Origin of the sequence: Pseudomonas sp. B707 (assembly GCF_022496685.1) — a bacterium.
Taxonomy (GTDB): domain Bacteria; phylum Pseudomonadota; class Gammaproteobacteria; order Pseudomonadales; family Pseudomonadaceae; genus Aquipseudomonas; species Aquipseudomonas paraglycinae.
This window is the reverse complement of the sequence record NZ_WTVE01000027.1, coordinates 121,438-147,389: the sequence shown is the minus strand read 5'-3', so window position 1 is coordinate 147,389 and position 25,952 is coordinate 121,438. Positions and strand designations below refer to the sequence as shown.

The following is a 25,952-nucleotide window of genomic DNA, read 5'->3' as shown; positions in this document are numbered from 1 at the left end:
CTGAACTGTAGTGTCCCGTGTTTTACGGGCCTGGTATCAGGAGATGAACATGGCAATCCCCAATTCACCCAGCGGGCCACATTCTTCCGAGCATGGCAGTGGCGACGACCTGGGTTTCGATCCGGACTCGCCTGACCTGGACGATCCGCAAGTCGATCCCATTGGCCCGGCGAAGGCGCCGAAGGATGTGCAACCGGGCGATGATCCCAAGCGTCCGGCCAAGCCTTACGATCCCTTGGCTGATCTCAAGCCTTGAAGCGAGGTGCGTATGAGTACCGATTCGAGTTTCGACGACCACAAACCTGACAGTGTGCCCACCACCCCTGAGCCGGAAGTTGATCCGGTGCTGGATCCGGACAGCCCCATGCGCGATCCGCTGGCGCGTCCGGCGGTGGTCACGCCAGAGCATTCCCGCGACTCGAGTGCCGGTGACGGCATTCCCGATGACGACAAGATGCCGTTGCCCAACGACTGAGTGCATAAATGAAAAAGCCCCGACGATTCGGGGCTTTTTCATGGGTGACGGATTACTTGGAGGCTTCGATCACGCCGCTCTGGCGACTCTTGAGGTTTTTGTCGGCCTTGTATTGCTGAGCCACGGCGGGGACGTTGGCGCTCTTGCCGGTTTCCACCCAGCTGCGGATGCGGCTGGCATCGGCGAAGTGGGTGTATTTGCCGAACGCGTCGAGAATCACCAGGGCTACCGGACGGTTGGCCATGCGGGTCACCAGCACCAGGCAGTGACCGGCCGGGTTGGTGAAGCCGGTTTTGGTGATGCGGATATCCCAGTCAGCCTTGTTGACCAGGTGGTCGGTGTTACGGAAACCCAGGGTGTAATTGGGTTTACGGAACGAAACGGTCTTTTCCTTGGTGGTGGTCAGCTCGATGAGCAGCGGCTGTTTATGCGCAGCCACTAGCAGCTTGCTCAGGTCGCGAGCGGTGGAAACGTTGCGCTCCGACAGACCGGTAGGTTCCACAAAATGCGTGCTGGTCATGCCCAGCGCCTTGGCCTTGGCGTTCATTGCGGCGATGAATGCAGCGTAACCGCCCGGGTAGTGGTGAGCCAGGCTGGCGGCGGCGCGGTTTTCCGAGGACATCAGGGCAATCAGCAGCATCTCGCGGCGGGGCAGTTCGCTTCGCAGTTTGACGCGGGAAAACACGCCTTTCATTTCCGGTGTGCGGCTGATGTCGACGTCAATCCATTCGTCCATGTTCTGGTGCGCTTCAACCACTACCAAACCGGTCATCAACTTGCTCACGGAAGCGATGGGCACCACCACGTCCGGGTTGCTGGAATAAATGACTTTGTTGGTCTGCAGATCCATCAGCAGGGCGCTGCCGGAGGCGATCTTCAATTGCGAAGCGTCTCGAGGGGCAGCGGTGGTTTCGGCGGCGTTGACCGTTGGCGTGAGGAGCGTGCCTGAAAATGCAAAAACCAGGCTCAGGATGGACAGACGAATATTCACGCGGGCGAACTCATGAAGGTTGGAAATGCCGTATTTTGTAACGGCCTGTGTCGTAAAAACGACGCATTTTAGGAGTATGGCTGAAGAACTGTCGATGGTTGTTTGAAGGGCATGAAAAAGTCGTGAAAAGCCCTGTAAAAATAGGGGTTTCCGGCGAACGGTAAAGGTTTTTTCGAGGGCATGAAAAACCCCGCACAAGGCGGGGTTCTCGGAGTGTGGAAAACGCGACTCAGGCGTGCAGGGTTTCTGCCGCGTAGAGGGTGTTTTCCAGCAGGCAGGCGCGGGTCATCGGACCGACGCCGCCCGGGACCGGAGTGATCCAGCCAGCGCGGGGCAGGGCGGTTTCATAAACGACGTCACCGACCAGTTTGCCGTCGTCCTGACGGTTGATGCCGACGTCGATCACGATCGCGCCTTCCTTGATCCACTCGCCCTTGACCAGGCCCGGCTTGCCGGCGGCCACGACCACCAGATCGGCGCGGCCGACGTGGCCGGCCAGATCCTTGGTGAAGCGGTGGGTGACGGTCACGGTGCAACCGGCCAGCAGCAGTTCCATCGCCATCGGGCGACCGACGATGTTGGAAGCGCCGACAACGACTGCGTCCATCCCGTACAGATCGGCACCGGTGCTTTCCAGCAGGGTCATGATGCCCTTCGGGGTGCACGGGCGCAGCAGCGGAATGCGCTGGGCCAGACGGCCGACGTTATAAGGATGGAAACCGTCGACGTCCTTGTCCGGGCGGATGCGCTCCAGCAGTTTGGAGGCATCCAGGTGCTCCGGCAGGGGAAGTTGAAGCAGAACGCCGTCGATTGCCGGGTCGTCGTTCAGTCGATCGATCAGATCGGTCAGCGCTTCTTGAGTGGTTTCGGAAGGCAGGTCGTAGGCTTGAGAGAGGAAGCCGACCTCTTCACAGTCTTTACGCTTGTGCGAGACATAAACCTGAGAGGCAGGATCGCTGCCGACCAGGATCACCGCGAGGCCGGGAGTGCGCAAGCCTTGCTCGCGACGTTCGGCTACCCGTTGGGCGATCTGCTGGCGCAGGCTGGCGGCGATTGATTTGCCGTCGATTAGTTGTGCAGTCATTGCGCGTGATTAACCATCGAGAGGGGAAAAAAAGAGAACGCATTCTCGCATGTCAAACGGTGAGGGCAAAGGCGCTTGGTCAGCAAATTCCCCTAAGCCCTTTAATTAAATGAATTTTTTTCAAAAAGGATTTGACGACCTTCAGGTCGCTCTATACTATTCGTCGCACTTGTCGGGCACAGCCTAGCACTGGTTAAGAAGGTCGAACGAAATCAAGGTTTCGAACGACTGGAAAGCACTTAGTTTGTAGTCCTCCAAGGGTACAGCTAACAAGGCGCCCGTAGCTCAGCTGGATAGAGCATCCGCCTTCTAAGCGGATGGTCGCAGGTTCGAGTCCTGCCGGGTGCGCCATTAGGCAGCATTGGCACAAGTAACGCGATATGGTGGGCGTAGCTCAGTTGGTAGAGCACGGGATTGTGACTCCCGTTGTCGTGGGTTCGATCCCCATCGTCCACCCCATATTTCGAAAGGCGCCAGATGTAACAGTCTGGCGCCTTTGCTTTAAAAAGCTTCATCCGCGGATGTGGTGGAATTGGTAGACACACTGGATTTAGGTTCCAGCGCCGCGAGGCGTAAGAGTTCGAGTCTCTTCATCCGCACCAATCAAAGCTTCATTCATGCCGTTGGCCGGGTGAAGTTCTACAAAGAAGTTGTTTGGCTTCTTTGGCACGCAATATGGTGGGCGTAGCTCAGTTGGTAGAGCACGGGATTGTGACTCCCGTTGTCGTGGGTTCGATCCCCATCGTCCACCCCATATTCCGAAAGGCGCCAGATTTAACAGTCTGGCGCCTTTTTTGTTTTACGGTTTCGGATTTTGGCGGCTGCAGGTTTCGGGTCGCAAGGCAGGGTGCTTCGTCGTATCAATGTTGCTCGATGATGCTGCGCTGCCTGCCGGTCTTGCTTGCGAGGTCGGCTGTCAGGGAGATGATTCAACCGCCTCTATATATAGAAGAGGTTGGCGCAGAGCCCTGGCTTGAATTGGCTGTATTTGCTAACAGGGCGAGGCGCAACCGTTTGTCCCCGCCTTCAAATGGCCTGCTGTTTTTTTACCCGTTTTCAGTAGGGTGACTTCTTGAGTTTGACCTACTAGAATGCTTGCCCTTGATTCTTGGGTCGGAAACGGCCGGCTAACGTCTGTGCAACGAGGAATATCCATGCAAGTTTCTGTTGAAAATACTACTGCTCTTGAGCGCCGCATGAGCATCACCGTGCCGGCTGAGCGCATCGAGACTCAGGTCAACAAGCGTCTGCAGCAGACTGCCCAAAAGGCCAAGATTGCTGGCTTCCGTCCAGGCAAAGTGCCAATGAGCGAAATCAAGCGCCGTTTCGGTGCTGATGCGCGCCAGGAAGCGATCGGCGACGTGATCCAGTCCTCCTTCTACGAGGCTGTGGTTGAGCAGAAGCTGAACCCGGCCGGTTCGCCGTCGATCGAGCCTAAGTCGCTCGAAGCTGGCAAGGACCTGGAATACGTAGCCGTATTCGAAGTGTTCCCCGAGTTCACCGTTGCCGGCTTCGAAGGCATCACCGTCGAGCGCCTGAGCGCTGACGTGGCTGACGCCGATCTGGACAAGATGCTGGACATCCTGCGCAAGCAGAACACCCGTTTTGAAGTAGCCGATCGCGCTGCCCAGAACGAAGACCAGCTGAACATCGATTTCGTTGGCAAGGTTGACGGCGAAGTGTTCGCTGGCGGTTCCGCCAAGGGCACTCAGCTGGTACTGGGTTCCGGCCGCATGATCCCTGGCTTCGAAGAAGGCCTGGTTGGTGCTAAAGCCGGCGAAGAGCGCGTTCTGAACCTGACCTTCCCAGAGGACTATCAGAACCTGGACCTGGCCGGCAAAACCGCCGAGTTCACCGTGACTGTAAATACCGTTTCCGAGCCAAAACTGCCTGAGCTGAACGAAGAGTTCTTCGCTCAATTCGGCATCAAGGAAAGCGGCATCGACGGTTTCCGCACCGAAGTTCGCAAGAACATGGAGCGTGAACTGCGTCAGGCGATCAAATCCAAGGTCAAGAATCAGGTAATGGACGGTCTGCTGGCCACCAACCCGATCGAAGTGCCTAAGGCTCTGCTGTCCAACGAAGTTGACCGTCTGCGCGTGCAGGCTGTTCAGCAGTTCGGTGGCAACATCAAGCCTGACCAACTGCCGGCCGAGCTGTTCGAAGAACAAGCCAAGCGTCGCGTTGTACTGGGTCTGATCGTGGCTGAAGTGGTCAAGCAGTTCGACCTGAAGCCAGACGAAGCCCGCGTTCGCGAAATGATTCAGGAAATGGCTTCGGCTTACCAAGAGCCTGAGCAGGTCGTGTCCTGGTACTACAAGAACGAGCAGCAACTGAACGAAGTCCGTTCGGTTGTGCTGGAAGAACAAGTTGTGGATACTGTTCTGCAGAAAGCTAGCGTGACCGACAAATCGGTCTCTTACGAAGAAGCGGTCAAGCCGGTAGAAGCTCCAAAAGCCGACTGATTGTTTTTGCGTTAGAAGCACACACCATAAGCCAGCCTTCGAGCTGGCTTATGCGTATTCAAGACATGACTATTTGGGAGTGACTGCAGAGCATGTTCCGTAATTCCTATATTCAGCAGAACTCTGATATCCAGGCCGCCGGCGGCCTGGTCCCGATGGTTGTCGAGCAATCTGCTCGTGGCGAGCGCGCCTATGACATCTACTCGCGTCTTCTCAAGGAACGAGTGATCTTTCTGGTGGGTCCTGTAGAGGACTACATGGCCAACCTGATTTGCGCGCAATTGCTGTTCCTTGAAGCGGAAAACCCGGACAAGGACATCCATCTTTATATCAACTCCCCGGGCGGTTCGGTGACAGCGGGCATGTCGATCTACGACACCATGCAGTTCATCAAGCCAAACGTATCGACTACCTGTATCGGTCAGGCGTGCAGCATGGGCGCATTCCTGCTGACGGCCGGTGCACCCGGCAAGCGTTTCTGCCTGCCGAACTCGCGCGTGATGATTCACCAGCCACTGGGCGGTTTCCAGGGCCAGGCATCGGACATCGAAATCCATGCCAAGGAAATCCTCTTCATCCGCGAGCGTCTGAACACGCTGATGGCCAAGCACAGCGGCCGTACGCTTGAAGAAATCGAGCGCGACACCAACCGCGACAACTTCATGAGTGCAGAAGCTGCGAAGGAATACGGTCTGATCGACGAAGTGATCAACCAGCGCCCAGCTTAAAAATAAGCAGCTCAAAATAGGCTTGGTCGGCGCGTCTGATCAGCGGCGGGCTTGAAAAAGCCCGCAATAGCCTTCATCTTGTGTTGCAAGCCTATCGGATTTGGATCGAACGAATGACTGACACCCGCAACGGCGAGGACAACGGCAAGCTGCTCTATTGCTCCTTCTGTGGCAAAAGCCAGCATGAAGTGCGCAAATTGATTGCCGGCCCCTCGGTCTTTATCTGCGACGAGTGCGTCGACCTGTGCAATGACATCATCCGCGAGGAGGTGCAGGAAGCACAGGCCGAAAGCAGCGCGCATAAATTGCCTTCGCCTAAAGAAATCAGCGGCATCCTTGATCAGTATGTAATTGGTCAGGAACGTGCCAAAAAGGTTCTGGCAGTAGCGGTGTACAACCACTACAAGCGTCTGAACCAGCGTGACAAAAAGGCTGACGACGTCGAACTCGGCAAGAGCAACATCCTGCTGATCGGCCCGACAGGCTCCGGTAAAACCCTGCTGGCCGAAACCCTGGCCCGCTTGCTGAACGTTCCGTTCACCATCGCCGACGCAACCACCCTCACCGAGGCGGGTTATGTGGGTGAAGACGTCGAGAACATCATTCAGAAGCTGCTGCAGAAGTGTGATTACGACGTAGAGAAAGCCCAGATGGGCATTGTCTACATCGACGAAATCGACAAGATTTCCCGCAAGTCCGACAACCCGTCGATTACCCGGGACGTTTCCGGGGAAGGCGTGCAGCAGGCCTTGCTCAAACTGATCGAAGGCACGGTCGCTTCGGTTCCGCCGCAAGGTGGCCGCAAGCATCCGCAGCAGGAATTCCTTCAGGTTGATACCCGCAACATCCTGTTCATCTGCGGTGGCGCATTCTCCGGTCTGGAGAAGGTCATTCAGAACCGTTCCACCAAGGGTGGCATCGGTTTCAACGCAGAAGTGCGCAGCAAGGAAGAAGGCAAGAAAGTCGGTGAGTCCCTGCGTGAAGTCGAGCCTGACGACCTGGTCAAGTTCGGTCTGATCCCGGAATTCGTCGGTCGTCTGCCGGTCCTCGCGACGCTGGACGAGCTGGATGAGGCTGCGCTGATGCAGATTCTCACCGAGCCGAAAAATGCCCTGACCAAACAGTATGCCAAGCTGTTCGAGATGGAAGGCGTGGATCTGGAATTCCGTTCCGACGCGCTGAAATCGGTCGCCAAGCGTGCCCTGGAACGTAAAACCGGTGCCCGTGGCCTGCGTTCGATTCTCGAAGGTGTGCTGCTCGACACGATGTATGAAATCCCCTCGCAGTCCGAGGTGAGCAAAGTCGTGATCGATGAAAGCGTGATCGAAGGCAAGTCCAAGCCACTGTATATCTACGAAAACAGTGAGCCGGCTGCCAAGGCTGCACCTGACGCGTAAGCGCCCGGTCTGCCGGTACAAAGAAGGGGCCTTCGGGCCTCTTTTTTTTTATGTCGTTTTTTACATCCGCTTTGCGCTTGTTTTTTTTCAAGGCAGCCCCCATCTTGGTTTCAAGCTTAATTCCATCTGATTACGGCCATATGGCCGCCGTAGAGGCGAAATCATGAAGACCACCATCGAATTGCCTCTCCTGCCATTGCGTGATGTCGTTGTGTATCCGCACATGGTTATCCCGCTGTTCGTGGGGCGCGAGAAATCCATCGAAGCCCTCGAGGCCGCGATGACGGGCGACAAGCAGATCCTGCTGCTGGCCCAGAGAAACCCGGCTGACGACGATCCCGGTGAAGAAGCTCTCTATCGCGTAGGTACCATCGCCACTGTTCTGCAGCTGCTCAAGCTGCCTGACGGCACCGTCAAGGTTCTGGTCGAGGGCGAGCAGCGTGGCGCTGTCGAGCGCTTCAGCGAAGTCGATGGCCACTGCCGTGCCGAAGTCTCGCTGATCGAGGAAGTCGACGCCGCCGAGCGCGAATCCGAAGTGTTCGTGCGCAGCCTGCTGTCGCAGTTCGAACAATATGTGCAGTTGGGCAAGAAAGTCCCGGCTGAAGTCCTGTCGTCGCTCAACAGCATCGACGAGCCTGGCCGCCTGGTAGACACCATGGCCGCGCACATGGCGCTGAAGATCGAGCAGAAGCAGGAAATCCTCGAAATCATCGATTTGTCGGCCCGGGTCGAGCACGTTCTGGCCTTGCTGGACGCCGAGATCGACCTGCTGCAAGTCGAAAAACGCATTCGTGGCCGCGTCAAAAAGCAAATGGAGCGCAGTCAGCGCGAGTACTACCTGAACGAGCAGATGAAGGCCATTCAGAAGGAGCTCGGCGACAGCGACGAAGGCCACAACGAAATCGAAGACCTGAAAAAGCGTATCGACGCTGCCGGTCTGCCGAAAGATGCTCTGGCCAAGGCCACTGCCGAGCTGAACAAGCTCAAGCAGATGTCGCCGATGTCTGCCGAAGCCACCGTGGTGCGCTCGTACATCGACTGGCTGGTTCAGGTGCCGTGGAAGGCTCAGAGCAAGGTGCGTCTGGACCTGGCCCGTGCCGAAGACATTCTCGACGCCGATCACTACGGCCTCGAAGAGGTCAAGGAACGCATCCTTGAATACCTCGCCGTGCAGAAGCGCGTGAAGAAAATCCGTGGCCCGGTGTTGTGCCTGGTCGGTCCTCCGGGCGTGGGTAAAACCTCGCTGGCCGAGTCGATCGCCCATGCCACCAACCGCAAATTCGTGCGCATGGCCCTCGGTGGCGTGCGTGATGAAGCGGAAATCCGTGGTCACCGTCGGACTTACATCGGTTCGATGCCAGGAAGATTGATTCAAAAGATGACAAAAGTGGGTGTGCGCAACCCGCTGTTCCTGCTCGATGAAATCGACAAAATGGGCAGCGACATGCGTGGCGACCCGGCGTCGGCGTTGCTGGAAGTGCTCGATCCTGAGCAGAACCACAACTTCAACGACCACTATCTGGAAGTCGATTACGACCTTTCGGATGTGATGTTCCTGTGCACCTCGAACTCGATGAACATTCCGCCGGCGCTGCTGGACCGGATGGAAGTGATCCGTCTGCCGGGTTACACCGAAGACGAGAAGATCAACATTGCGGTCAAGTACCTGTCGCCGAAGCAGATTGCAGCCAACGGCCTGAAGAAGGGCGAGCTGGAATTCGACGAAGAAGCGATCCGCGACATCATCCGTTACTACACCCGCGAAGCCGGTGTGCGTGGCCTCGAGCGGCAGATTGCCAAGGTCTGCCGCAAGGCGGTCAAAGAGCACGCACTGGAAAAACGCTTCTCGGTAAAAGTGACAGCTGATCTGCTGGAGCATTTCCTCGGCGTTCGCAAGTTCCGATACGGTCTGGCCGAGCAACAGGATCAGATCGGTCAAGTGACCGGCCTGGCCTGGACTCAGGTGGGCGGCGAACTGCTGACCATCGAAGCCGCCGTAGTGCCGGGTAAAGGTCAACTGATCAAGACCGGTTCGCTGGGTGACGTAATGGTCGAATCGATCACTGCGGCCCTGACCGTGGTGCGCAGCCGTGCCAAGAGCCTGGGCATTCCGCTGGACTTCCACGAGAAGCGTGACACGCACATCCACATGCCGGAAGGCGCTACGCCGAAAGACGGCCCGAGCGCCGGTGTAGGCATGTGTACTGCGCTGGTGTCGGCTTTGACGGGTATTCCTGTGCGCGCCGATGTTGCCATGACCGGCGAGATCACCCTGCGTGGTCAAGTCCTTGCCATTGGCGGTCTGAAGGAAAAACTGCTGGCCGCTCACCGTGGCGGAATCAAGACAGTGATTATTCCGGAAGAGAACGTGCGCGATCTGAAGGAGATTCCTGACAATATCAAGCAGGATCTGCAGATCAAACCGGTTAAATGGATTGACGAGGTCCTGCAAATTGCGCTGCAATACGCGCCGGAGCCCTTGCCGGATGTGGCTCCGGAGATAGTTGCCAAGGACGAAAAACGTGAGTCTGACTCTAAGGAAAGAATTAGCACGCATTAATACGCTTTTGCCTGGGGGGCTTCCTTGACAGCTTTTTAGAGCCCTTGTTATAAAGCGGCTCTTAAGTGTCTGTAGGCCATTCAGCACTCGTTTTTGCTTTCACCAAAAAACTTAGAATCATACTCAAATAGATATAAGGGGACTTAGAGTGAACAAGTCGGAACTGATTGATGCTATCGCTGCATCCGCTGATATCCCGAAAGCTGCTGCTGGCCGTGCGCTGGACGCTGTAATCGAATCCGTCACTGGCGCTCTCAAGGCTGGCGACTCCGTTGTTCTGGTTGGTTTCGGTACTTTCTCCGTGACTGATCGTCCAGCTCGCATTGGTCGTAACCCACAGACCGGCAAGACTCTGGAAATCGCGGCAGCCAAAAAGCCAGGTTTCAAAGCCGGTAAAGCCCTGAAAGAAGCCGTCAACTAAGTTTGATTCAGGTTTTTACCCATCCGGGTCGGGGTCATGCCTGACTTGGCAGCGGAGCGGTAGAGCAGGCGGTTGGAATAGCTGCCTGTCACACCGGGATCGAGGGTTCGAGCCCTGTCCGCTCCGCCAGTTACGAGAAGGCGCATCCTCGGATGCGCCTTTCTTCTATCCGGATTCTACCCACGCTCCACGGTTGCCTAATTTTGAAGTTCAACCGTTTCTGGGGGACGCATGCTGCAGAATATCAGGGACAATTCACAAGGCTGGATTGCCAAGACCATTATCGGAGTCATCGTTGCACTGATGGCTCTGACCGGTTTCGACGCCATTTTCCAGGCCACGACTCACAAGAATGAGGCGGCCAAGGTCAACGGTGAAGAAATCAGCCAGAACGAGCTGAGCCAGGCGGTGGATATGCAACGCCGTCAGCTGATGCAACAACTGGGCAAGGATTTCGACGCTTCCTTGCTGGACGAAAAAATGCTGCGCGAATCGGCCCTCAAGGGTCTGATCGATCGCAAACTGCTGCTGCAAGGCGCAGAACAATCGAAATTCGCTTTCTCCGAAGCGGCCCTGGACCAAGTGATCCTGCAGACGCCTGAATTCCAGGTCGACGGCAAGTTCAGCTCCGACCGTTTCGATCAGGTGATCCGTCAACTGGGCTACAGCCGCATGCAGTTCCGCCAGATGCTGGCTCAGGAAATGCTGATCGGCCAACTGCGCGCCGGTGTGGCAGGCAGCGGTTTCGTGACCGATGCTCAGGTGCTGGCCTTCGCCCGTCTGGAAAAACAGACCCGCGATTTCGCCACGCTGAACATCAAGGCTGACCCTTCGGCCGTGAAGCTGACCGATGACGAGGTCAAGGCTTACTACGACGAGCACGCCAAGGAATTCATGACCCCGGATCAAGTGGTCATCGATTACCTGGAGCTGAAGAAGGCTTCGTTCTTCGATCAGGTCGCCGTCAAGGACGAAGACCTGCAGGCGGCGTATCAGAAAGAGATCGCCAACCTGTCGGAACAGCGTCGTGCTGCGCACATTCTGATCGAAGTCAACGACAAGACCACCGAAGCTCAGGCCAAGGCGAAGATCGAAGAAGTCCAGGCGCGTCTGGCCAAGGGCGAGAAATTCGAAGCGCTGGCCAAGGAGTTCTCGCAGGATCCGGGTTCGGCCAACAACGGCGGTGACCTGGGTTATGCCGGTCCTGGCGTTTACGATCCGGCCTTCGAGAAAGCCCTGTACTCGCTGAACAAGGATCAGGTGTCCGAGCCGGTTCGCACCGACTTCGGTTTCCACCTGATCAAGCTGCTGGGTGTCGAGGCGCCTGAAGTGCCGACGCTGGCCAGCCTGAAAGACAAGCTGACCCGCGAGCTGAAAACCCAGCAAGTCGAGCAGCGTTTCGTCGAGGCGACCAAGCAACTGGAAGACTCTTCGTTCGAAGCATCCGACCTGGCCCAGCCAGCGCAGGACCTGAAACTGACCGTGCACACCTCCAAGCCGTTTGGCCGTGAAGGTGGCGAAGGCGTTGCAGCCAACCGTGCCGTTGTGACTGCTGCGTTCAGCACCGAAGTGCTGGAAGAGGGTGCCAACAGCACCGCCATCGAGCTGGATCCGGAAACCGTGATCGTGCTGCGCGCCAAGGAGCACCTGAAGCCTGCTCAATTGCCGCTGGAAAGCGTGGCCACCGCCATTCGCGCCCAGTTGACCAAAGAGCACGCCAGCGCGGCTGCCAAGACCAAGGCGGAGCAACTGATCGCCAGTCTGCGTGATGGCAAGAACCCGCTGGACAAGGCGGTGGACGGTCAGAGCTGGAAAGTTACCGAAGCAGCAAACCGCGCTCAGGAAGGCGTTGATCCGGCGGTGCTGCAAGCGTTGTTCCGCATGCCGAAACCGGCCGCGAAGGACAAGCCGACCTTCACCAGCGTTACGCTGGCGGACGGCAGCCTGACCATCGTGCGCCTGAACGGTGTGAACGAAGCGGCGGCTCCGACCGATGAAGAGAAAGCGCAATACCGTCGCTTCCTCGCATCGCGCGTGGGCCAGCAAGACTTCGCGGCGTACCGCAAACAGCTGGAAGCCGAAGCCGACATCAAGCGTTTCTGATGCCTGGCTGAGCCGCAAGACCCGAGCCCCGGATGAAAATCCGGGGCTTTTTTGTGCACGCTATCCGGCGTTCGGGAAACCATGGCTCCGGGCATTGGTGGTCGCATACAGAGTCAGCAGCAACAGACCCGCGACAATCCACGGGTAACTCCCGACGCCCAGGTTGTTCAGCAGCAGACCGCCCGCAAGCCCGCCGCCGGCAATGCCGACATTCCATAGAGTCACCAGCATCGATTGCGCGGTATCGGCAGCCTCCTTGGCAGTTTTCGCCAGGGCTGTCTGCAACAGCGAGGGCATCGCGCCGAACGCCAGACCCCAGACGGCGGTGGCGGTGTAGACCACGCCCGGCGATTCGCGCCACAGGCCCAGTGCGATCGCTGACAGCAGGAACAGCATTGCACTGACCAGCGCCAACTGACGCAGCCAGCGATCAATCAGACTGCCGACGATCCACAGGCTCAGTACTGACGCCAGGCCGAATACCAGCAACACTCGGTCGATTTCTCCGCCAAGTCCCGATGGCTCCAGAAATGGCGCGATGTAGGTGTACAGCAGGTTGTGCGCGACGACGTAGGACAAGGTTACAAACAACACGGATCGCACGCCCGGCAGGGTAAACACCTGGCGCAGTGGCAGGCGTTTGCCGGCGCGTTCACCGGCGAAGTCCGGTACTTGCCAACGCACCCAGATCACCAGCAGCACGGTCAGCCCGGTCATGATCGCGAAGCTCAGGCGCCAGCCGACCGCCGTGCCCAGCAGCGTCCCGGCCGGAATGCCCAGCGACAGCGCAAGGGGTGCCCCGAGCATGGCCACCGTAATGGCCCGGCCTTGCAAGTGGGGTGCGACCATCCGGCTTGCGTAGCCGGCCAGCAACGCCCACAGCAGCCCCGCGAATACGCCCGCGATCAAGCGTGCAATCAGGGTCAGCCAGTACAGCTCCGACAGCGCAGTGATGCTGTTGGCAATGGCGAACCCACCAATGGCCGACAGCAGCAGCGGGCGTCGACGCCAACCCCGGGTGGCAATGGTGAGTGGAATGGCCGCCAGCATCGAACCAATGGCGTACAGCGTGACCAGTTGCCCGATCAGGGCCTGAGAGACATCAAGCCCCGCGCTCATCTGTGGCAACAGGCCGGCGGGCATCGCCTCGGTCAGCACGGTGATAAATCCGGCGGTGGCCAGTGCGAGCAATGCACCCAGCGGTAATCGTTCTGCGGGCTCGACGGTGCCGGCGAGCGTGGGGGAAGTGAGTGGCGCATCGTTCATGGGCGGGTTTCCATTTTGCCAAAGGAGACGAAGGCCATAGGGTAGGGCGCTGCACATTCGGGAAAAACAGGTTAGGGTTCCGAACATCTCGGACAAGAATGTCGTGAATCAGGGAGGGATAAATGGACAGCCTGGGCAGTATTTCGGTGTTCGTGCAGGTGGCGGAAACCCGCAGTTTTACCGAGGCCGGTCGCTTGCAGGGCGTGTCTTCGTCGGCGGTCGGCAAAAGCATCGCCCGCCTGGAGGCACGGCTCAATGTGCGGTTGTTTCACCGCACCACTCGCAGCATCACGCTGACCAGCGAAGGCGCGCTGTTTCTTGAACGTTGCCGCAAGATCCTCGCGGAGGTCGAAGCGGCTGAATTTGAAATGTGCGATGCCGCAGCGGCGCCTCACGGCAAGTTGCGGGTCAGCCTGCCGCAGGTGCATGACCTGGTGATGCCGGTCATGAACGAGTTCATGGCGCTGTATCCGCAGATCGAGCTGGATCTGGACCTGACCGATCGCATGGTGGATGTGGTGGACGAAGGTTTCGATGCGGTGATCCGAACGGGTAAACCGCGAGACTCGCGACTGATGGCACGACCGTTGGGCGAGTTTCATATGGTGTTGGTGGCCAGTCCCGCGTATCTGCGCGAGTGCGGCGAACCTCAGACCCCGGCCGAACTGACGCAGCACGCCTGCCTGCGCCATACGTTTCACGCCACGGGCAAACTGGAGTCCTGGCCGCTCAAACGCGAGGAGGGCGCGCCCGAGCCGACCCTGCCGACACGTCTGGTCAGTACCTCGATCGAAGCCGTGCGGCATGCGGCGCTGGCGGGCATGGGCATCGCCTGTCTGCCGGACTTCATGATCCATGAATCTCAGCAACAGGGTCGCCTGCAGCGCGTACTGGAGGAGCATCTGCAGCACGTCGGGCAGTTCTGGGTTTTGTGGCCGTCGAGCCGGCACGCAACTGCCAAATTGCGGGTGTTCATCGATCATTTATCGGCGCGACTTTTTCCTGTCGCTCATGACCGGTAGAGTTGTAACTGTTTTAAGACACTAATCCATACGCCGCGGGGCAGCGATCTGTTGCACAATACGCCCCGGACCGTTTTCCCTCAGGATGTTTAATGTTGAATTCTATTCCCGTGCGTTTCATCGGGTTGGCGTTGTTGCTGACCGCCGCTGCCGGCTGCTCCAAGGACAAGCCCATCTACGAGCATGAGAATTTCGACGACTCCGGCACCTTTTCGCGCAATTACCCGGTGACCGACACCGCCAGTTGCGAAGCGGCCCGCCGAGCGTTGCTCAGCCAGGGCTACATCATTACCAGCAATGACCCGAAACTGGTCAGCGGGCACAAGAGCTTCCAGCAGACCGGCGAAACCCACCTGGAGATCAGCTTCAACGTGGTGTGCGCCGATGATGGCAGCGCCGGCCATCACGCCACCGTGTTCGCCAACGCCCTGCAGGACCGCTACGCACTGAAGAAGACCAACAACTCGGCCAGCCTCGGTGTCGGAGTGTTGGGTTCGGTGTCGATGCCGATCGGCTCGTCTGACGATTCGATGGTCAAGGTCGCCAGCGAAACCGTGTCGTCGCAGAAGTTCTACGAGCGTTTCTTCACGCTGGTCGAGCTGTTCCTGCCGGCCGATGCGAAGAAAGCCGCGCACATCACCGAGAAACCGAAGACCGACCTGGGTGTGCCGGAAGCCAAGGCGACGCCGGCTCCGCTGGCTCCAGCCCCTGCGGCTGAACCGACCCCGGCCCCAGCGCCGGCCGCTGAGCCCGCTGCGGCACCAGCGCCTGCAGAAGCGGCCCCTGCCAGCTCCGAACCTGTAGCACCGCCGGCCGAAGCTGCACCGATCACCCCGGCGCCAGTTGCCGAGCCTGCGCCTGCGACGGAAACCATCACGCCGCCGGCCAACCCGACGGACATGCCGCCGCCCTCCGAGCCGATTCCGGCCATGCCTGCCTCCGGTCAGTAAGCTTTACGCCACGCCTCCGACCTCTGTCGGACGCGTGGCGTTTTGTTATCTCCCTTGAGCTTCTTCCTGCCAGCCCTGTCGAAAAATTTCCCGCGATAAATTCCTGACTGCCTGCTACGTTTATTTCATGAAGGACGCGTTTCATTTTTCCTTCACACGGGCACTTTATGCTCGAGGCACTGGTCATTTGTTCCAGGCCATTTCAAGCAAGCAGTAGGGGGATTACGCAATGGATGACTATCAAGAAGAACTGCTCGAATTCCAGGCCTTTGAGCTGGATTCACCAGAGCCTGCGGAAGACGCCACCGAGCTGTGAGGCGTCAGCCTGTCTTGCGGTGACTGCGGCGAAATTCGCCCGGTGTCTGGCCGTTCCAGCGCTTGAAGGCGCGCTGGAAAGCTTCGGCCGAGGCAAAGCCCAGCAGGTAGGCAATTTCACCGAATGCCAGTTCGGTGTCGCGGATGTAGGTCATCGCCAGATCACGGCGGGTGTCATTGAGGATCGCGCGAAACTGCGTGCCTTCCTCGGCCAGCTTTCGCCGTAACGTCCAGGTCGGCAGCTTCAGGCGTGCCGCCACTTCTTCCAGGTCCGGTTCCCGGCCGCCATTGAGCAATGGCCCGAGCAATTGCGTGATGCGTTCACGCAGGCTGCGGGTGCGGGTCAATTGCTCCAGTTCCCGTTCGCACAGACCGAGCAAATGTTTCCAGGTGCTGGGGCAATGCTCCGGGTTGCGTTGGGCCAGGCTGGTGAGGCTCAGACGCAATTGATTGTGTTCGGCGCCGAACTGGATCGGGCATTCGCCGAGCACCGCATAAGCGTCGCGATAATCCGGGCTGTCGAACTCGATCTCGATTCGCTCGGCGCGCAGCGGCTCGGGGCTGACGCCGGACAACTGATGCAGCCAGCCGGCAATGATCGAATCCACCACAAAGCGGTTGTAAGCGTTGTACGGGCTGATCGAGTAGAAGCGCAGCCACGCACCGCTGGCGTCCTCGTGGAAACTCGACTGGCCGCGATAGTTGGAACCGTACAAGGGTTCGAAGCGCGTCAGACAGCGGGCGGCTTCGCGCACGGTCGGGGCCTGCGCGGCAGTCACACCGGCCAGCCCCGCCTGACTCAAGCGACTGAGTTGGCCCATGCGCAAACCCAATGCCGGATCGCCGGTAAGCTGGATCGCGCCATGCCCCAGGCGCATGTAGCGCGGGATCGACAGGCGCGCCCCGGCTTCGGCCAGTCGTGCGGCATCCAGGCCGTACTGCTCGAGCAATGGCAGCGGATCGACGTCATGGCTGCGCACGGCATCGGCCAGGCTGTGGACGAAGCCCACCGACAGATCCCCGAGACGCATGGGCTGCGGTTTCATGGGTTACAACCAGAGGTTCAGCAGGCGCGCGCCACGGGCTTCGCTGTCAGCGAATTGCTGGCCGTTGCTGCTGAGGAAACTTTGCCCGGAACTCGGTTTGTCCCAGAACTGCCCGCGCAGAAACACACTCATGCCGGCCAGCGCCTTGCTGGCCGACGGTTGCGCGGTCAGGGTCAATTGGTGCCAGGCCTGGCCCTCGCTGACGGCTCCCGGTTTCAGGCTGACCGAGTCCGGCACGCTCAAGCCTTTGTAACCCTTCCACGGTTGATCCCACACGCCATGACCTGTGATCAGCGCCGGGACCGCAATCAGTTGCGCGCCTTGCTCGTCCAGTTTGCGGTAGTTGTCCGGATACCAGCTGTCTCTGCCGATGAGCACGCCGAGGCGCCCGGCCGGGGTATCGACCACATTGATCCGGGAAGCCTCGCCGGAGCTGTCGTCCTGATCGAAGATCGGGCGCATCTGCCGTTGTGGCTGGCCGAGCGGGGCACCGTCGCGGCCGAACACTACGGTGCTGTTGTACAGCTCACCACTGCCGGTCTTGAGCCGGCCATCGATGATGTTCGGTTCAGGCAATACGATCGAGCCGGCCACCAGGGTGATGTGGAATTCCTTGGCCAGGCCACCGAACAGCGCCTGATAGTTCTTGGCCATGTCCCGGGATTTCATCCGCAGGTGCGCGTCATCCAGACGGCTGCTGCCCTTGGCGGCGAGCCAGGCGCGAGCAAATTGCACCGGGTTGCTCGCGGCCAGCCAGTTCATCGCTTCGGCGAGGGTGGCGGCCTGGTACAGCTCGTCTTTCTCGCCGCTGATCATCAGCCAGGTGCCGACATGCTCGGGCAGGATGACCACGGTTTTATCATTCAACAGCCCCTGATCCTGCGCCTGCTGCAAATAGGCGGCGAGCTTGCGGTGCAGGCGTTCGGGGCTTTGGTAGTCGGTGGGGAACAGCTCGGGCTGGATGCCCAGCAGGTTGCCGCGATCGGCGGGCGTGCCCTGATCGACCGCCAGTTTGATCCGCAGGTCCGACAGGTAATGACCGGCCGGGCGGTCAGCCGCCCACATGGCGTAGAAGGTGAGCGCGGCGATGAGCGCCATGGAAAAAGTCAGGTACAGAAGTTTGCGCATGAAATCCAACAACAACCGGGTACAGGGTGTGCGGACAGGGTAGGGCGCCAGCCCCGGCTTGCCAAGGGGCGCTGCGCATTTGGATCAATAACTTGTCAGTTACGGTCATTGAGTGACAGCGATGCGACTCCTAATCTGTCGAACATGACTGACGGGGGACGCAGAGCTCCCGCATTTTCCGTGATCGCTCGCTGTGGAGTTAACGATGACCGCCACTCAATACCCGCACCTGTTGGCCCCGCTGGACCTGGGATTCACCACGTTGCGCAACCGCACCCTGATGGGCTCGATGCACACCGGCCTTGAAGAGAAGCCGGGTGGTTTCGAACGCATGGCGGCGTATTTCGCCGAGCGTGCCCGTGGCGGTGTCGGCCTGATGGTCACCGGCGGTATCGGCCCGAACGACGAGGGCGGTGTGTACTCCGGCGCAGCCAAGCTGACCACCGAGGAAGAAGCGCTCAAGCACCGCATCGTCACTCGCGCCGTGCATGATGCGGGCGGCAAGATCTGCATGCAGATCCTCCACGCCGGCCGTTATGCCTACAGCCCGAAACAGGTCGCGCCGAGCGCCATCCAGGCGCCGATCAACCCGTTCAAGCCCAAAGAGCTGGACGAGGAAGGCATCGAGAAGCAGATCAGCGATTTCGTCACCTGCTCGGTACTGGCCCAGACCGCCGAGTACGACGGCGTGGAAATCATGGGCTCGGAAGGTTATTTCATTAACCAGTTCCTCGCCGCCCACACCAACCACCGCACCGACCGTTGGGGCGGCAGCTACGAAAACCGCATGCGCCTGCCGGTGGAAATCGTACGCCGCGTACGTGAAGCGGTCGGCCCGAACTTCATCATCATCTTCCGTCTGTCGATGCTCGATCTGGTGGAAGGCGGCAGCACCTGGGAAGAAATCGTCACCCTGGCCAAAGCCATCGAGCAGGCCGGCGCGACCCTCATCAACACCGGTATCGGCTGGCACGAAGCGCGGATCCCGACCATCGCCACCAAAGTGCCGCGTGCGGCGTTCAGCAAGGTCACCGCCAAGCTGCGTGGCTCGGTGAGTATTCCGCTCATCACCACCAACCGTATCAACACCCCGGAAGTCGCCGAGCAGATCCTCGCCGAAGGCGATGCCGACATGGTCTCGATGGCGCGGCCGTTCCTCGCCGATCCGGACTTCGTCAACAAGGCAGCTGAAGGCCGCGCCGACGAAATTAACACCTGCATTGGTTGCAACCAGGCCTGCCTCGATCACACCTTCGGCGGCAAGCTCACCAGTTGCCTGGTCAACCCGCGTGCCTGCCACGAGACCGAACTCAACTACCTGCCGGTCAAGCAGATCAAGAAGATCGCCGTGGTCGGTGCCGGTCCTGCCGGTCTGTCCGCTGCCACCGTGGCCGCCGAGCGCGGGCATCAGGTGACCTTGTTTGATTCGGCCAGCGAAATCGGTGGCCAGTTCAACGTCGCCAAACGTGTGCCGGGCAAGGAAGAGTTCTACGAAACCCTGCGCTACTTCAAACGCAAACTGCAGACCACCAACGTCGAGGTGTGCCTGAACACCCGCGTCGACGTGGCGAAACTGGTCGAGGGCGGTTACGACGAAGTCATCCTGGCGACCGGCATTGCGCCGCGTCTGCCGGCGATTCCGGGTGTCGAGAACGCCAAGGTGCTGAGCTACCTGGATGTGCTGCTTGAGCGCAAACCGGTCGGCAAGCGTGTAGCGGTGATCGGCGCCGGCGGTATCGGTTTTGACGTCTCGGAATTCCTCGTCCATGAAGGCGTGGCCACCAGTCAGGATCGCGCCGCGTTCTGGAAAGAGTGGGGCATCGACACGAATCTGGAAGCCCGTGGTGGCGTGGCCGGGATCAAGGCTGCACCGCACGCACCGGCGCGCGACGTGTTCCTGCTGCAACGCAAGAAATCCAAGGTCGGCGACGGTCTGGGCAAGACCACCGGCTGGATTCACCGCACCGGTCTCAAGAACAAGCAGGTGCAGATGCTCAACAGCGTCGAATACCTGAAGATCGACGACGAAGGCCTGCACATCCGCATCGGCGAAACCGGCGAGCCGCAAGTGCTGCCGGTGGACAACATCGTCATCTGCGCCGGCCAGGATCCGCTGCGCGAGCTGCACGACGGTCTGGTCGAAGCCGGGCAGAACGTGCACCTGATCGGCGGCGCCGATGTGGCGGCCGAACTGGATGCCAAACGTGCGATCAATCAGGGTTCGCGTCTGGCCGCCGAGCTCTGATCCACCCTAGAATGCCGGCTCTTTGCACAGAGCCGGCCTTTATGTTTCTGCCTCCCACCGACTGGCTACCTCAAGCCCCCCTCGAAGCGCTTCATCTGGACTGGCTCACCGCCGCCGGCATTGAAGTCGCGATCCTGCGTCTCGACCGGATCGATCCGCTGATCAGCGGCAACAAGTGGTTCAAACTCGTCGAACATCTCAAAGCCGCCGACCGCGCGGGCGCCGAAGGCATCATCAGCCTGGGCGGTGCGCACTCCAATCATCTGCATGCACTGGCGGCTGCGGGCAAGCGTCTGGGATTCGCAACGGTCGGGCTGTTGCGCGGGCATCCGCAGGACACGCCGACGGTCAGGGATCTGCAGGATTTCGGCATGCAGCTGCACTGGCTCGGTTACGGCGGCTATAGGGCGCGGCACGAGCCGGGGTTCTGGCAGCCGTGGCTTGCGCAGTATCCGACGCTGCATCCGGTGCCTGAAGGGGGCGGCGGGTTGCCGGGCGCGCAGGGCTGCGCGGCACTGAAGGATCAGGTCAGTCAACAACTCGGCAAGCTCGGCTCGGACGACTACCACGGTTGGTGGCTGGCCTGCGGCACGGGCACCACGCTCGCGGGATTGGTGTTGGCCGAGGCCGGACAACATGCGGTGTACGGCGCAATGGCCGTGCCCGACGATCACGGCGTCGCGGCGAATGTCGAGGCGATTGTCGGTGAGGCCGGGCACTACGAGCTGATCGACGCCAGTCGTGGCGGTTTCGCCAAGGTCGATCCGGCGTTGCTTGAATTCATCGCGCAAACCGAACAGGCCAGCGGCATTCCCCTCGAACCGTTGTACACCGGCAAGGCCTTGCTGGCGCTCAAACAACAGATCGAGGCGGGTCGCTTTGACCGCGGTTCACGCTTGATCTTCGTCCACACCGGCGGCTTGCAGGGCCGGCGCGGATTCGACGGTTAACCCTGGCTGCGCTTGGGCATCATCCGCAGCAACGTGTTATCACGCACCACGTAATGGTGATAGATCCCCGCCAGCGCATGCAGGCCGATCAGCCAGTAGCCGATGGTGCTGATCAGCACATGCCAGTGCTCGACGTCTTTGGCGAACACCTTGTCTTCATTCACCAGCAACGGCAGGTCGAAACCGTAGAACATCACCTGATGACCTTCGGCGCTGGTGATCAGCCAGCCGAGAATCGGCATGCTGATCATGAACAGGTACAAGGCCCAATGCATCAAGCGTGCGAGGGTGGTTTGCCACTGTGGCGAGGCCGGGAAGATTTTCGGTGCCGGGCCCAGGCTGCGGGCAAACAGGCGAAACCAGACCAGCACGAACACGGTCAGCCCGAGCATGTAATGCACTTCGCGGATCAGCGTGCGACCGCCACTGCCCTTGGGAAACAGCCCGCGCAATTCCATGCTGGCGTACACCAGCACCAACAGCACCAGCATCAGCCAGTGCAACAGGATCGACACGGTGCTGTAACGGGATTCGGAATTTGTCCACGGCATACGGCGTTCCTCACGGTTCAGGGCTCAAGCGTGCCGTTCTGCGACGGCATGCCTTAACTGTAATCCCCTTTGGCGCGTTTGCCCGGGGCTAAAAAAGCTTTCACTGAGCTGAGTCAGCGATTTGACTGAAAACGCCCATGAAAAAACGCCAGTGTCGGGCAGACACTGGCGTTTTTGTTTGCGGCAGACGGCGCTATCAGCTGCTTTGCGGCATCTCGCCGTTGGCCAGGCGCTTGTTGATGTCGGCAATCACTTCCGGCAGATCGGTGATGGTGTCGATCATGTAGTGCGGGCGCGAACCTTCGAACAGCGCGTGAATGCGCTTGCGCTCACTGGCCAAGGCGTCGCTGCCCAGTGCGCGATAGCCTTCGTAATCCAGGCCCAGCGCGTTGCCGGAGCAGATCAGCGCCACGGTCCACATGCCGGCGCGACGGCCTTCGAGAATCCCCGGCACGGTGTCGTCGATCTTCACGCAGGCGGCGACATCGTCGATGCCCAGCGCAATCACGTTGGCCAGCGCCTGGGCTGGCCATGGGCGGCCGTTCGGCACTTCGTCGGTGGCGACGACGTGGTCGGCGACGTAGCCGTTGGTGGCGGCGAGTGCCACAACCTTGTCCATCACCTGCTTCGGATAACCCGAGCAGGAACCGATCTTGATCCCTTGCTGACGCAGGTTGGCGATGGTCTCCAGCGCGCCGGGAATCAGCGCCGAATGCTCGGCGATTTTCTCGATCTGCAGCGGCATGAAGCGGTTGTAGATCGCAGTCACGTCATCGTCGGTCGGGGTGCGGCCGAACGCCTTGCGATAGCGCTCGGCAACCTGCGGCTGATCGCACAGGGTGCGGATGTGATCCCACTTGCCCATGCCCATCGGGCCACGGGCCTCTTCGATGGAAACCTGGACGTCGAACTCGGCGAAGGCTTCGACGAAGATCTGGGTCGGTGCGAAAGAACCGAAGTCGACCACGGTGCCGGCCCAGTCGAGGATGGCGGCTTGCAGCTGGGTTGGGTTGTTGTAGTTCATGGCAAAAATTCCTGTGATAACACGCAATTCGGAGTTCGCTGTCCCTGTGGGAGCGGGCTTTGAGGTGTGGTTTAAATCTCTAATACTTCCATCTCGCGCAGCACTTCACCCACCGCCGCGACGGCTTCGCGCATCTGCGCCGGGGTGACGTGGCCGATGCAGCCGACGCGGAAGGTTTCGACCTGGGTCAGCTTGCCGGGGTAGAGGATGTAACCCTTGGCCTTGACCCGTTCGTAGAAGTCCTTGAACTGGTAGCGCGGATCTTTCGGTGCGTGGAAGGTCGCGATGATCGGCGCCTGAATCGCAGCAGGCAGGAAGCTGCGCAAGCCGAGTTTGCCCATCTCTTCCATCAGTGCCTGGCAGTTGGCGGCGTAACGCGCATGCCGCGCCGGCAGGCCGCCTTCTTCGTTGTATTGCAGCAGGGCTTCATGCAACGCGGCGACCACGTGGGTCGGCGGGGTGAAGCGCCATTGGCCGGTCTTTTTCATGTAGCTGTGCTGGTCGAACAGATCCATCGCCAGCGAATGCGAATTGCCGGCGGCTGCGGCCAGAGATTCCTTGCGGGCAAACACGAAGCCCATGCCCGGTACGCCTTCCAGGCATTTACCCGATGCGGCGATCAGCGCATCGAACGGTACTTTTTGCGCATCCACCGGCAACGCGCCGAAGGAACTCATGGCATCGATGATCAGGCGTTTGCCGTGTTGCTCGACAACCTGGGCGATCTCCGGCAAAGGATTGAGAATGCCGGTGCTGGTTTCGCAATGGATCAGCGCGACGTGGGTAATGTCGCTGTCGGCATGCAGCAGGCGGTCGACGTCGGCAGCGGTGGTCGGTTCGTCTTCAGCGGTTTCGAAGGTGCTGAACGAGCGGCCGAGCACTTCGCAGATTTTCGCCAGACGCTTGCCATAGGCGCCGTTGATCAGCACCAGCACCTTGCCGTCGCGGGGGACGAGGGTGCCGATCGCGGCTTCGACAGCGAAGGTGCCGCTGCCCTGCAAAGGTACGCAGTGATGGCTGTCGGCGCCGTTGAGGATCGCCAGCAGTTGTTCGCACAGGCTGGCGGTCAGTTGGTTGAAGCGGTCATCCCATGAACCCCAGTCGACCATCATCGCCTGGCGGGTGCGGGCCGAGGTGGTCAACGGGCCGGGAGTGAGCAGGATGGGTGCGGCAGTACTCATTCGTGTGTCCTCGCGATAGCGCTGTGGGATGAAGCTACGGGGCCTACGTTGCAATTCGGCGGATCATCAATCAAATTGTTTGTTGTTATGCCAGCCATCAGTGAGGGTTATTCATGAACCTGTTCCAGCTCCGCGCCTTCGACGCCGTGGCCCGGGAAGGCAGCTTCACCCGTGCCGCCGCACGCTTGTTCATCAGCCAGCCGGCGGTCACCGGGCACATCAAGGCGCTGGAGGAGCATTACCAGATCACGCTGTTGCGACGGACGGCGCGCCGGGTCGAGCTGACAGAAGAGGGCATCAAACTGGCGGCGATCACCCGGGCGATGTTCGGTATGGCCGAAGAGGCTCAAGCGCTGCTCGAAGCCAATCGGCAGTTGCTGACAGGGCGTCTTGAGGTGGCGGCGGACGGTCCGCACATGGTCATGCCGATGCTCGCCAGCCTGCGGGCGCGATATCCGGGGATTACGGTGAATCTGCGGTTGGGCAATGCTCAGGAAACGTTGGCGGCGTTGTTGTCCGAGCATGCCGATGTGGCGGTGCTGACCGAGGTCGAGCCGCGCAAAGGGCTGCATCTGCAAGCACTGAGTGAATCGCGGATCTGCGCGCTGGTGCCGGCCGCGCATCCGTGGGCGACGCGTTCCGGCGAGGTCAGGCTCAAGGAGCTGGATCAGGTGATCATGGTGTTGCGCGAGCCGAGTTCGATTACCCGGCGCACGTTTGATCAGGCCTGTGCGCAGGCGTCGGTCAACCCACGGGTGTTGCTGGAACTGGACAGTCGCGAGGCGGTGACGGAAGCGGTGGCGGCTGAGTTGGGGGTTGGGGTGGTGTCATCGGTGGAGGTCAGTCATGACCCCCGTGTCGTCGCAATTCCCATCGCGGGAGAAGGGCTGGTGAACCGGCACATGATTGGCTGCGTGGAGCGGCGGCGAGAGTTGCGGTTGATTCAGGCGTTTTTCGGGTTGGCGCCGGTCTGAACAAGACTTTCGCGAACCATCTCGAGAAATGTCGCCACTACCCGCCGCGAACTCTGCTCGCGCAGGCACACCAGTGTCTCCGTCAATCGGCGGGTGCAATCGGTGATCGGCAGCGCGCAAACCCGTGAGTCCGCACCAAACTCCGCCGCCGACACCACACCCACGCCAATCCCCACCACCACTGCCTCCCGCGCCGCTTCCCGGCCTTCGACCTGAATCGCCGGGCGGATGCGGAAACCGGCGCGGGCCATTTCTTCTTCCAAGGTCTGGCGGGTGACCGAGCCGTGTTCGCGCAGCACCAGCGGCGTGTCGTCCAGATCCTCCAGGCAGATCGATTCACGCTCGGCCCATGGATGATGGCGCGAGACGAACGCCACCATCGGATCGTTGCGCAGCGGCACGCACAGCAGGCGTTCATCGCTGACATCGCGCCCGAGCAACGCCAGATCAGCCTGATAGTTGAACAGTCGAAACAGCGATTCATCGGTGTTACCGGTCTCGATCTTCACGCTGATCCCCGGATAGCGCTCACAAAACCGGGCAATCTGCGGCAGCACATGCACCGGTGCATCCACCGCCAGAATCAGGCTGCCGGTCTGCAAGGCCTGAGATTCCTGCAGCAACTCTTGGGCTTCGGCCTCGACCACGAACAAGCGCTGGGTGATCGCCAGCAAGCGTTCGCCCAGATCCGTCAGGCGCACCGAGCGCTTGTTGCGATGGAACAGCAACACACCGAAGCGTTCTTCCAGCTTGCGCACCTGGTCGGAAATCGCCGGTTGCGTCAGATAAAGCCGCTCGGCGGCCTTGGTGAAGCTTCCGTGCACGGCCACGGCGTGAAAGGCTTTGAGCTGCGCGTGCGAAACCGACATGGCTGATTCCTCGTTTACAGGCGATGTTCAGTAACAAGCTGAGCTTATGTGTGAAATACGATAAATCGATTTTATTTATTAAACAGTAATTGCTTTGATCGGCTCACGCCAACGCTGACTGCCCGGTCGGGCAGCGACGCTGGCCATGAGCCTGTGCGTGCAACACCAGGACTCATCTGACCGGTATCGCCGAAGGGACGGGGTGAT

At 59.9% G+C, this 25,952-nt stretch carries 22 protein-coding genes and 4 tRNA genes; 17 read left to right on the top strand and 9 right to left on the bottom strand.

What is annotated here, in order from left to right; genetic code table 11:
- Window positions 1–49: 49 nt before the first annotated feature.
- Together GQX66_RS17350 and GQX66_RS17345 are read left to right on the top strand one after the other, a co-directional pair.
- The gene (locus GQX66_RS17350; protein WP_064380821.1) at window positions 50–256 is read left to right on the top strand and encodes a DUF6021 family protein; all 207 of its coding nucleotides are present in this window, start codon (window positions 50–52) and stop codon (window positions 254–256) included.
- A gap of 12 nt (window positions 257–268) precedes the next feature.
- Window positions 269–475 carry a hypothetical protein gene (locus tag GQX66_RS17345; protein ID WP_085745912.1) on the top strand — a complete coding sequence of 69 codons (207 nt, stop codon included), beginning with the start codon at window positions 269–271 and terminating at the stop codon, window positions 473–475.
- A gap of 52 nt (window positions 476–527) precedes the next feature.
- On the opposite strand, the gene pbpG is transcribed toward GQX66_RS17345, so the two are convergent.
- Complete coding sequence (gene pbpG / locus GQX66_RS17340) at window positions 528–1,466, bottom strand: D-alanyl-D-alanine endopeptidase (RefSeq protein WP_007951562.1); 939 nt, start codon at window positions 1,464–1,466, stop codon at window positions 528–530.
- Window positions 1,467–1,695: 229 nt separating this feature from the next.
- Window positions 1,696–2,550 carry a bifunctional methylenetetrahydrofolate dehydrogenase/methenyltetrahydrofolate cyclohydrolase FolD gene (gene folD, locus GQX66_RS17335; RefSeq protein ID WP_085608325.1) on the bottom strand — a complete coding sequence of 285 codons (855 nt, stop codon included), beginning with the start codon at window positions 2,548–2,550 and terminating at the stop codon, window positions 1,696–1,698.
- Window positions 2,551–2,824: 274 nt separating this feature from the next.
- On the opposite strand from folD, the gene GQX66_RS17330 reads away from it, so the two are divergent.
- From GQX66_RS17330 to GQX66_RS17285, 10 genes are all read left to right on the top strand, one after another.
- Window positions 2,825–2,901: transfer RNA gene (locus tag GQX66_RS17330), tRNA-Arg, on the top strand.
- Between the two features lie 32 nt (window positions 2,902–2,933).
- Window positions 2,934–3,009 (top strand) — tRNA-His (locus GQX66_RS17325).
- Window positions 3,010–3,067: 58 nt separating this feature from the next.
- Window positions 3,068–3,152: transfer RNA gene (locus tag GQX66_RS17320), tRNA-Leu, on the top strand.
- Window positions 3,153–3,228: 76 nt separating this feature from the next.
- Window positions 3,229–3,304 (top strand) — tRNA-His (locus GQX66_RS17315).
- A gap of 400 nt (window positions 3,305–3,704) precedes the next feature.
- Window positions 3,705–5,015 (top strand): trigger factor, encoded by a 1,311-nt coding sequence (gene tig, locus GQX66_RS17310; RefSeq protein WP_011335037.1) that lies wholly within the window; start codon window positions 3,705–3,707, stop codon window positions 5,013–5,015.
- A 92-nt stretch (window positions 5,016–5,107) separates the two neighbouring features.
- Window positions 5,108–5,743 carry an ATP-dependent Clp endopeptidase proteolytic subunit ClpP gene (gene clpP, locus GQX66_RS17305; RefSeq protein ID WP_007951559.1) on the top strand — a complete coding sequence of 212 codons (636 nt, stop codon included), beginning with the start codon at window positions 5,108–5,110 and terminating at the stop codon, window positions 5,741–5,743.
- 113 nt (window positions 5,744–5,856) lie between these two features.
- Window positions 5,857–7,140: an ATP-dependent Clp protease ATP-binding subunit ClpX gene (clpX, locus tag GQX66_RS17300; protein ID WP_007951558.1), complete on the top strand. Its 1,284-nt coding sequence runs from the start codon at window positions 5,857–5,859 to the stop codon at window positions 7,138–7,140.
- 163 nt (window positions 7,141–7,303) lie between these two features.
- Entirely contained in the window at window positions 7,304–9,700 is a 2,397-nt protein-coding gene (lon, locus tag GQX66_RS17295; protein WP_085745914.1) for an endopeptidase La, read from the top strand.
- A gap of 148 nt (window positions 9,701–9,848) precedes the next feature.
- Complete coding sequence (locus tag GQX66_RS17290) at window positions 9,849–10,121, top strand: HU family DNA-binding protein (RefSeq protein ID WP_002552737.1); 273 nt, start codon at window positions 9,849–9,851, stop codon at window positions 10,119–10,121.
- A 231-nt stretch (window positions 10,122–10,352) separates the two neighbouring features.
- Window positions 10,353–12,224, top strand: coding sequence for a SurA N-terminal domain-containing protein (locus GQX66_RS17285; protein WP_129973751.1), 1,872 nt, complete (start codon window positions 10,353–10,355; stop codon window positions 12,222–12,224).
- 60 nt (window positions 12,225–12,284) lie between these two features.
- Here GQX66_RS17285 and GQX66_RS17280 read toward each other — a convergent pair whose 3' ends face one another.
- Complete coding sequence (locus GQX66_RS17280; RefSeq protein WP_102687136.1) at window positions 12,285–13,490, bottom strand: MFS transporter; 1,206 nt, start codon at window positions 13,488–13,490, stop codon at window positions 12,285–12,287.
- A 122-nt stretch (window positions 13,491–13,612) separates the two neighbouring features.
- Between GQX66_RS17280 and GQX66_RS17275 the strand changes: the two genes are divergently transcribed.
- Window positions 13,613–14,512 carry a LysR family transcriptional regulator gene (locus GQX66_RS17275; protein ID WP_085745917.1) on the top strand — a complete coding sequence of 300 codons (900 nt, stop codon included), beginning with the start codon at window positions 13,613–13,615 and terminating at the stop codon, window positions 14,510–14,512.
- A gap of 92 nt (window positions 14,513–14,604) precedes the next feature.
- Window positions 14,605–15,462 carry a DUF2242 domain-containing protein gene (locus tag GQX66_RS17270; protein WP_134022324.1) on the top strand — a complete coding sequence of 286 codons (858 nt, stop codon included), beginning with the start codon at window positions 14,605–14,607 and terminating at the stop codon, window positions 15,460–15,462.
- A 320-nt stretch (window positions 15,463–15,782) separates the two neighbouring features.
- Here GQX66_RS17270 and GQX66_RS17265 read toward each other — a convergent pair whose 3' ends face one another.
- A complete protein-coding gene (locus GQX66_RS17265) occupies window positions 15,783–16,823 on the bottom strand; it encodes an AraC family transcriptional regulator (protein ID WP_240870171.1) in 1,041 nt (346 codons plus the stop codon).
- Window positions 16,824–16,826: 3 nt separating this feature from the next.
- Window positions 16,827–17,951 carry a nitrilase-related carbon-nitrogen hydrolase gene (locus GQX66_RS17260; protein WP_102687140.1) on the bottom strand — a complete coding sequence of 375 codons (1,125 nt, stop codon included), beginning with the start codon at window positions 17,949–17,951 and terminating at the stop codon, window positions 16,827–16,829.
- A gap of 205 nt (window positions 17,952–18,156) precedes the next feature.
- Here GQX66_RS17260 and GQX66_RS17255 point away from each other — a divergent pair, with 205 nt between their 5' ends.
- Complete coding sequence (locus tag GQX66_RS17255; RefSeq protein WP_085745920.1) at window positions 18,157–20,196, top strand: NADPH-dependent 2,4-dienoyl-CoA reductase; 2,040 nt, start codon at window positions 18,157–18,159, stop codon at window positions 20,194–20,196.
- 41 nt (window positions 20,197–20,237) lie between these two features.
- A complete protein-coding gene (locus GQX66_RS17250; protein ID WP_240870168.1) occupies window positions 20,238–21,146 on the top strand; it encodes a 1-aminocyclopropane-1-carboxylate deaminase in 909 nt (302 codons plus the stop codon).
- On the opposite strand, the gene GQX66_RS17245 is transcribed toward GQX66_RS17250, so the two are convergent.
- The 3 genes from GQX66_RS17245 to GQX66_RS17235 form a co-directional block, all read right to left on the bottom strand.
- Window positions 21,143–21,697 (bottom strand): cytochrome b, encoded by a 555-nt coding sequence (locus tag GQX66_RS17245; protein WP_102687142.1) that lies wholly within the window; start codon window positions 21,695–21,697, stop codon window positions 21,143–21,145. The genes GQX66_RS17250 and GQX66_RS17245 overlap by 4 nt on opposite strands.
- A gap of 196 nt (window positions 21,698–21,893) precedes the next feature.
- Entirely contained in the window at window positions 21,894–22,721 is an 828-nt protein-coding gene (gene phnX, locus GQX66_RS17240) for a phosphonoacetaldehyde hydrolase (protein ID WP_085745923.1), read from the bottom strand.
- Between the two features lie 71 nt (window positions 22,722–22,792).
- Complete coding sequence (locus tag GQX66_RS17235; RefSeq protein ID WP_085745924.1) at window positions 22,793–23,902, bottom strand: 2-aminoethylphosphonate--pyruvate transaminase; 1,110 nt, start codon at window positions 23,900–23,902, stop codon at window positions 22,793–22,795.
- A gap of 113 nt (window positions 23,903–24,015) precedes the next feature.
- Here GQX66_RS17235 and GQX66_RS17230 point away from each other — a divergent pair, with 113 nt between their 5' ends.
- The gene (locus GQX66_RS17230; protein ID WP_085745925.1) at window positions 24,016–24,876 is read left to right on the top strand and encodes a LysR substrate-binding domain-containing protein; all 861 of its coding nucleotides are present in this window, start codon (window positions 24,016–24,018) and stop codon (window positions 24,874–24,876) included.
- Here the strand turns inward: GQX66_RS17230 and GQX66_RS17225 are convergent.
- A complete protein-coding gene (locus GQX66_RS17225; RefSeq protein WP_007951543.1) occupies window positions 24,846–25,745 on the bottom strand; it encodes a LysR family transcriptional regulator in 900 nt (299 codons plus the stop codon). The two genes, GQX66_RS17230 and GQX66_RS17225, sit on opposite strands and share 31 nt — an antisense overlap.
- Window positions 25,746–25,952: the final 207 nt, after the last annotated feature.

What these genes read in the sequence shown, in the direction of transcription:
- phnX (WP_085745923.1), bottom strand. Translation starts at nt 22,721, where the DNA reads ATGAACTACAACAACCCAACCCAGCTGCAAGCCGCCATCCTCGACTGG.
- GQX66_RS17285 (WP_129973751.1), top strand. Translation starts at nt 10,353, where the DNA reads ATGCTGCAGAATATCAGGGACAATTCACAAGGCTGGATTGCCAAGACC.
- GQX66_RS17230 (WP_085745925.1), top strand. Translation starts at nt 24,016, where the DNA reads ATGAACCTGTTCCAGCTCCGCGCCTTCGACGCCGTGGCCCGGGAAGGC.
- GQX66_RS17280 (WP_102687136.1), bottom strand. Translation starts at nt 13,490, where the DNA reads ATGAACGATGCGCCACTCACTTCCCCCACGCTCGCCGGCACCGTCGAG.
- GQX66_RS17270 (WP_134022324.1), top strand. Translation starts at nt 14,605, where the DNA reads ATGTTGAATTCTATTCCCGTGCGTTTCATCGGGTTGGCGTTGTTGCTG.
- GQX66_RS17275 (WP_085745917.1), top strand. Translation starts at nt 13,613, where the DNA reads ATGGACAGCCTGGGCAGTATTTCGGTGTTCGTGCAGGTGGCGGAAACC.
- GQX66_RS17255 (WP_085745920.1), top strand. Translation starts at nt 18,157, where the DNA reads ATGACCGCCACTCAATACCCGCACCTGTTGGCCCCGCTGGACCTGGGA.
- GQX66_RS17345 (WP_085745912.1), top strand. Translation starts at nt 269, where the DNA reads ATGAGTACCGATTCGAGTTTCGACGACCACAAACCTGACAGTGTGCCC.
- tig (WP_011335037.1), top strand. Translation starts at nt 3,705, where the DNA reads ATGCAAGTTTCTGTTGAAAATACTACTGCTCTTGAGCGCCGCATGAGC.
- GQX66_RS17250 (WP_240870168.1), top strand. Translation starts at nt 20,238, where the DNA reads ATGTTTCTGCCTCCCACCGACTGGCTACCTCAAGCCCCCCTCGAAGCG.
- folD (WP_085608325.1), bottom strand. Translation starts at nt 2,550, where the DNA reads ATGACTGCACAACTAATCGACGGCAAATCAATCGCCGCCAGCCTGCGC.
- GQX66_RS17225 (WP_007951543.1), bottom strand. Translation starts at nt 25,745, where the DNA reads ATGTCGGTTTCGCACGCGCAGCTCAAAGCCTTTCACGCCGTGGCCGTG.
- clpP (WP_007951559.1), top strand. Translation starts at nt 5,108, where the DNA reads ATGTTCCGTAATTCCTATATTCAGCAGAACTCTGATATCCAGGCCGCC.
- GQX66_RS17235 (WP_085745924.1), bottom strand. Translation starts at nt 23,902, where the DNA reads ATGAGTACTGCCGCACCCATCCTGCTCACTCCCGGCCCGTTGACCACC.
- clpX (WP_007951558.1), top strand. Translation starts at nt 5,857, where the DNA reads ATGACTGACACCCGCAACGGCGAGGACAACGGCAAGCTGCTCTATTGC.
- GQX66_RS17265 (WP_240870171.1), bottom strand. Translation starts at nt 16,823, where the DNA reads ATGAAACCGCAGCCCATGCGTCTCGGGGATCTGTCGGTGGGCTTCGTC.
- GQX66_RS17245 (WP_102687142.1), bottom strand. Translation starts at nt 21,697, where the DNA reads ATGCCGTGGACAAATTCCGAATCCCGTTACAGCACCGTGTCGATCCTG.
- GQX66_RS17350 (WP_064380821.1), top strand. Translation starts at nt 50, where the DNA reads ATGGCAATCCCCAATTCACCCAGCGGGCCACATTCTTCCGAGCATGGC.
- GQX66_RS17260 (WP_102687140.1), bottom strand. Translation starts at nt 17,951, where the DNA reads ATGCGCAAACTTCTGTACCTGACTTTTTCCATGGCGCTCATCGCCGCG.
- lon (WP_085745914.1), top strand. Translation starts at nt 7,304, where the DNA reads ATGAAGACCACCATCGAATTGCCTCTCCTGCCATTGCGTGATGTCGTT.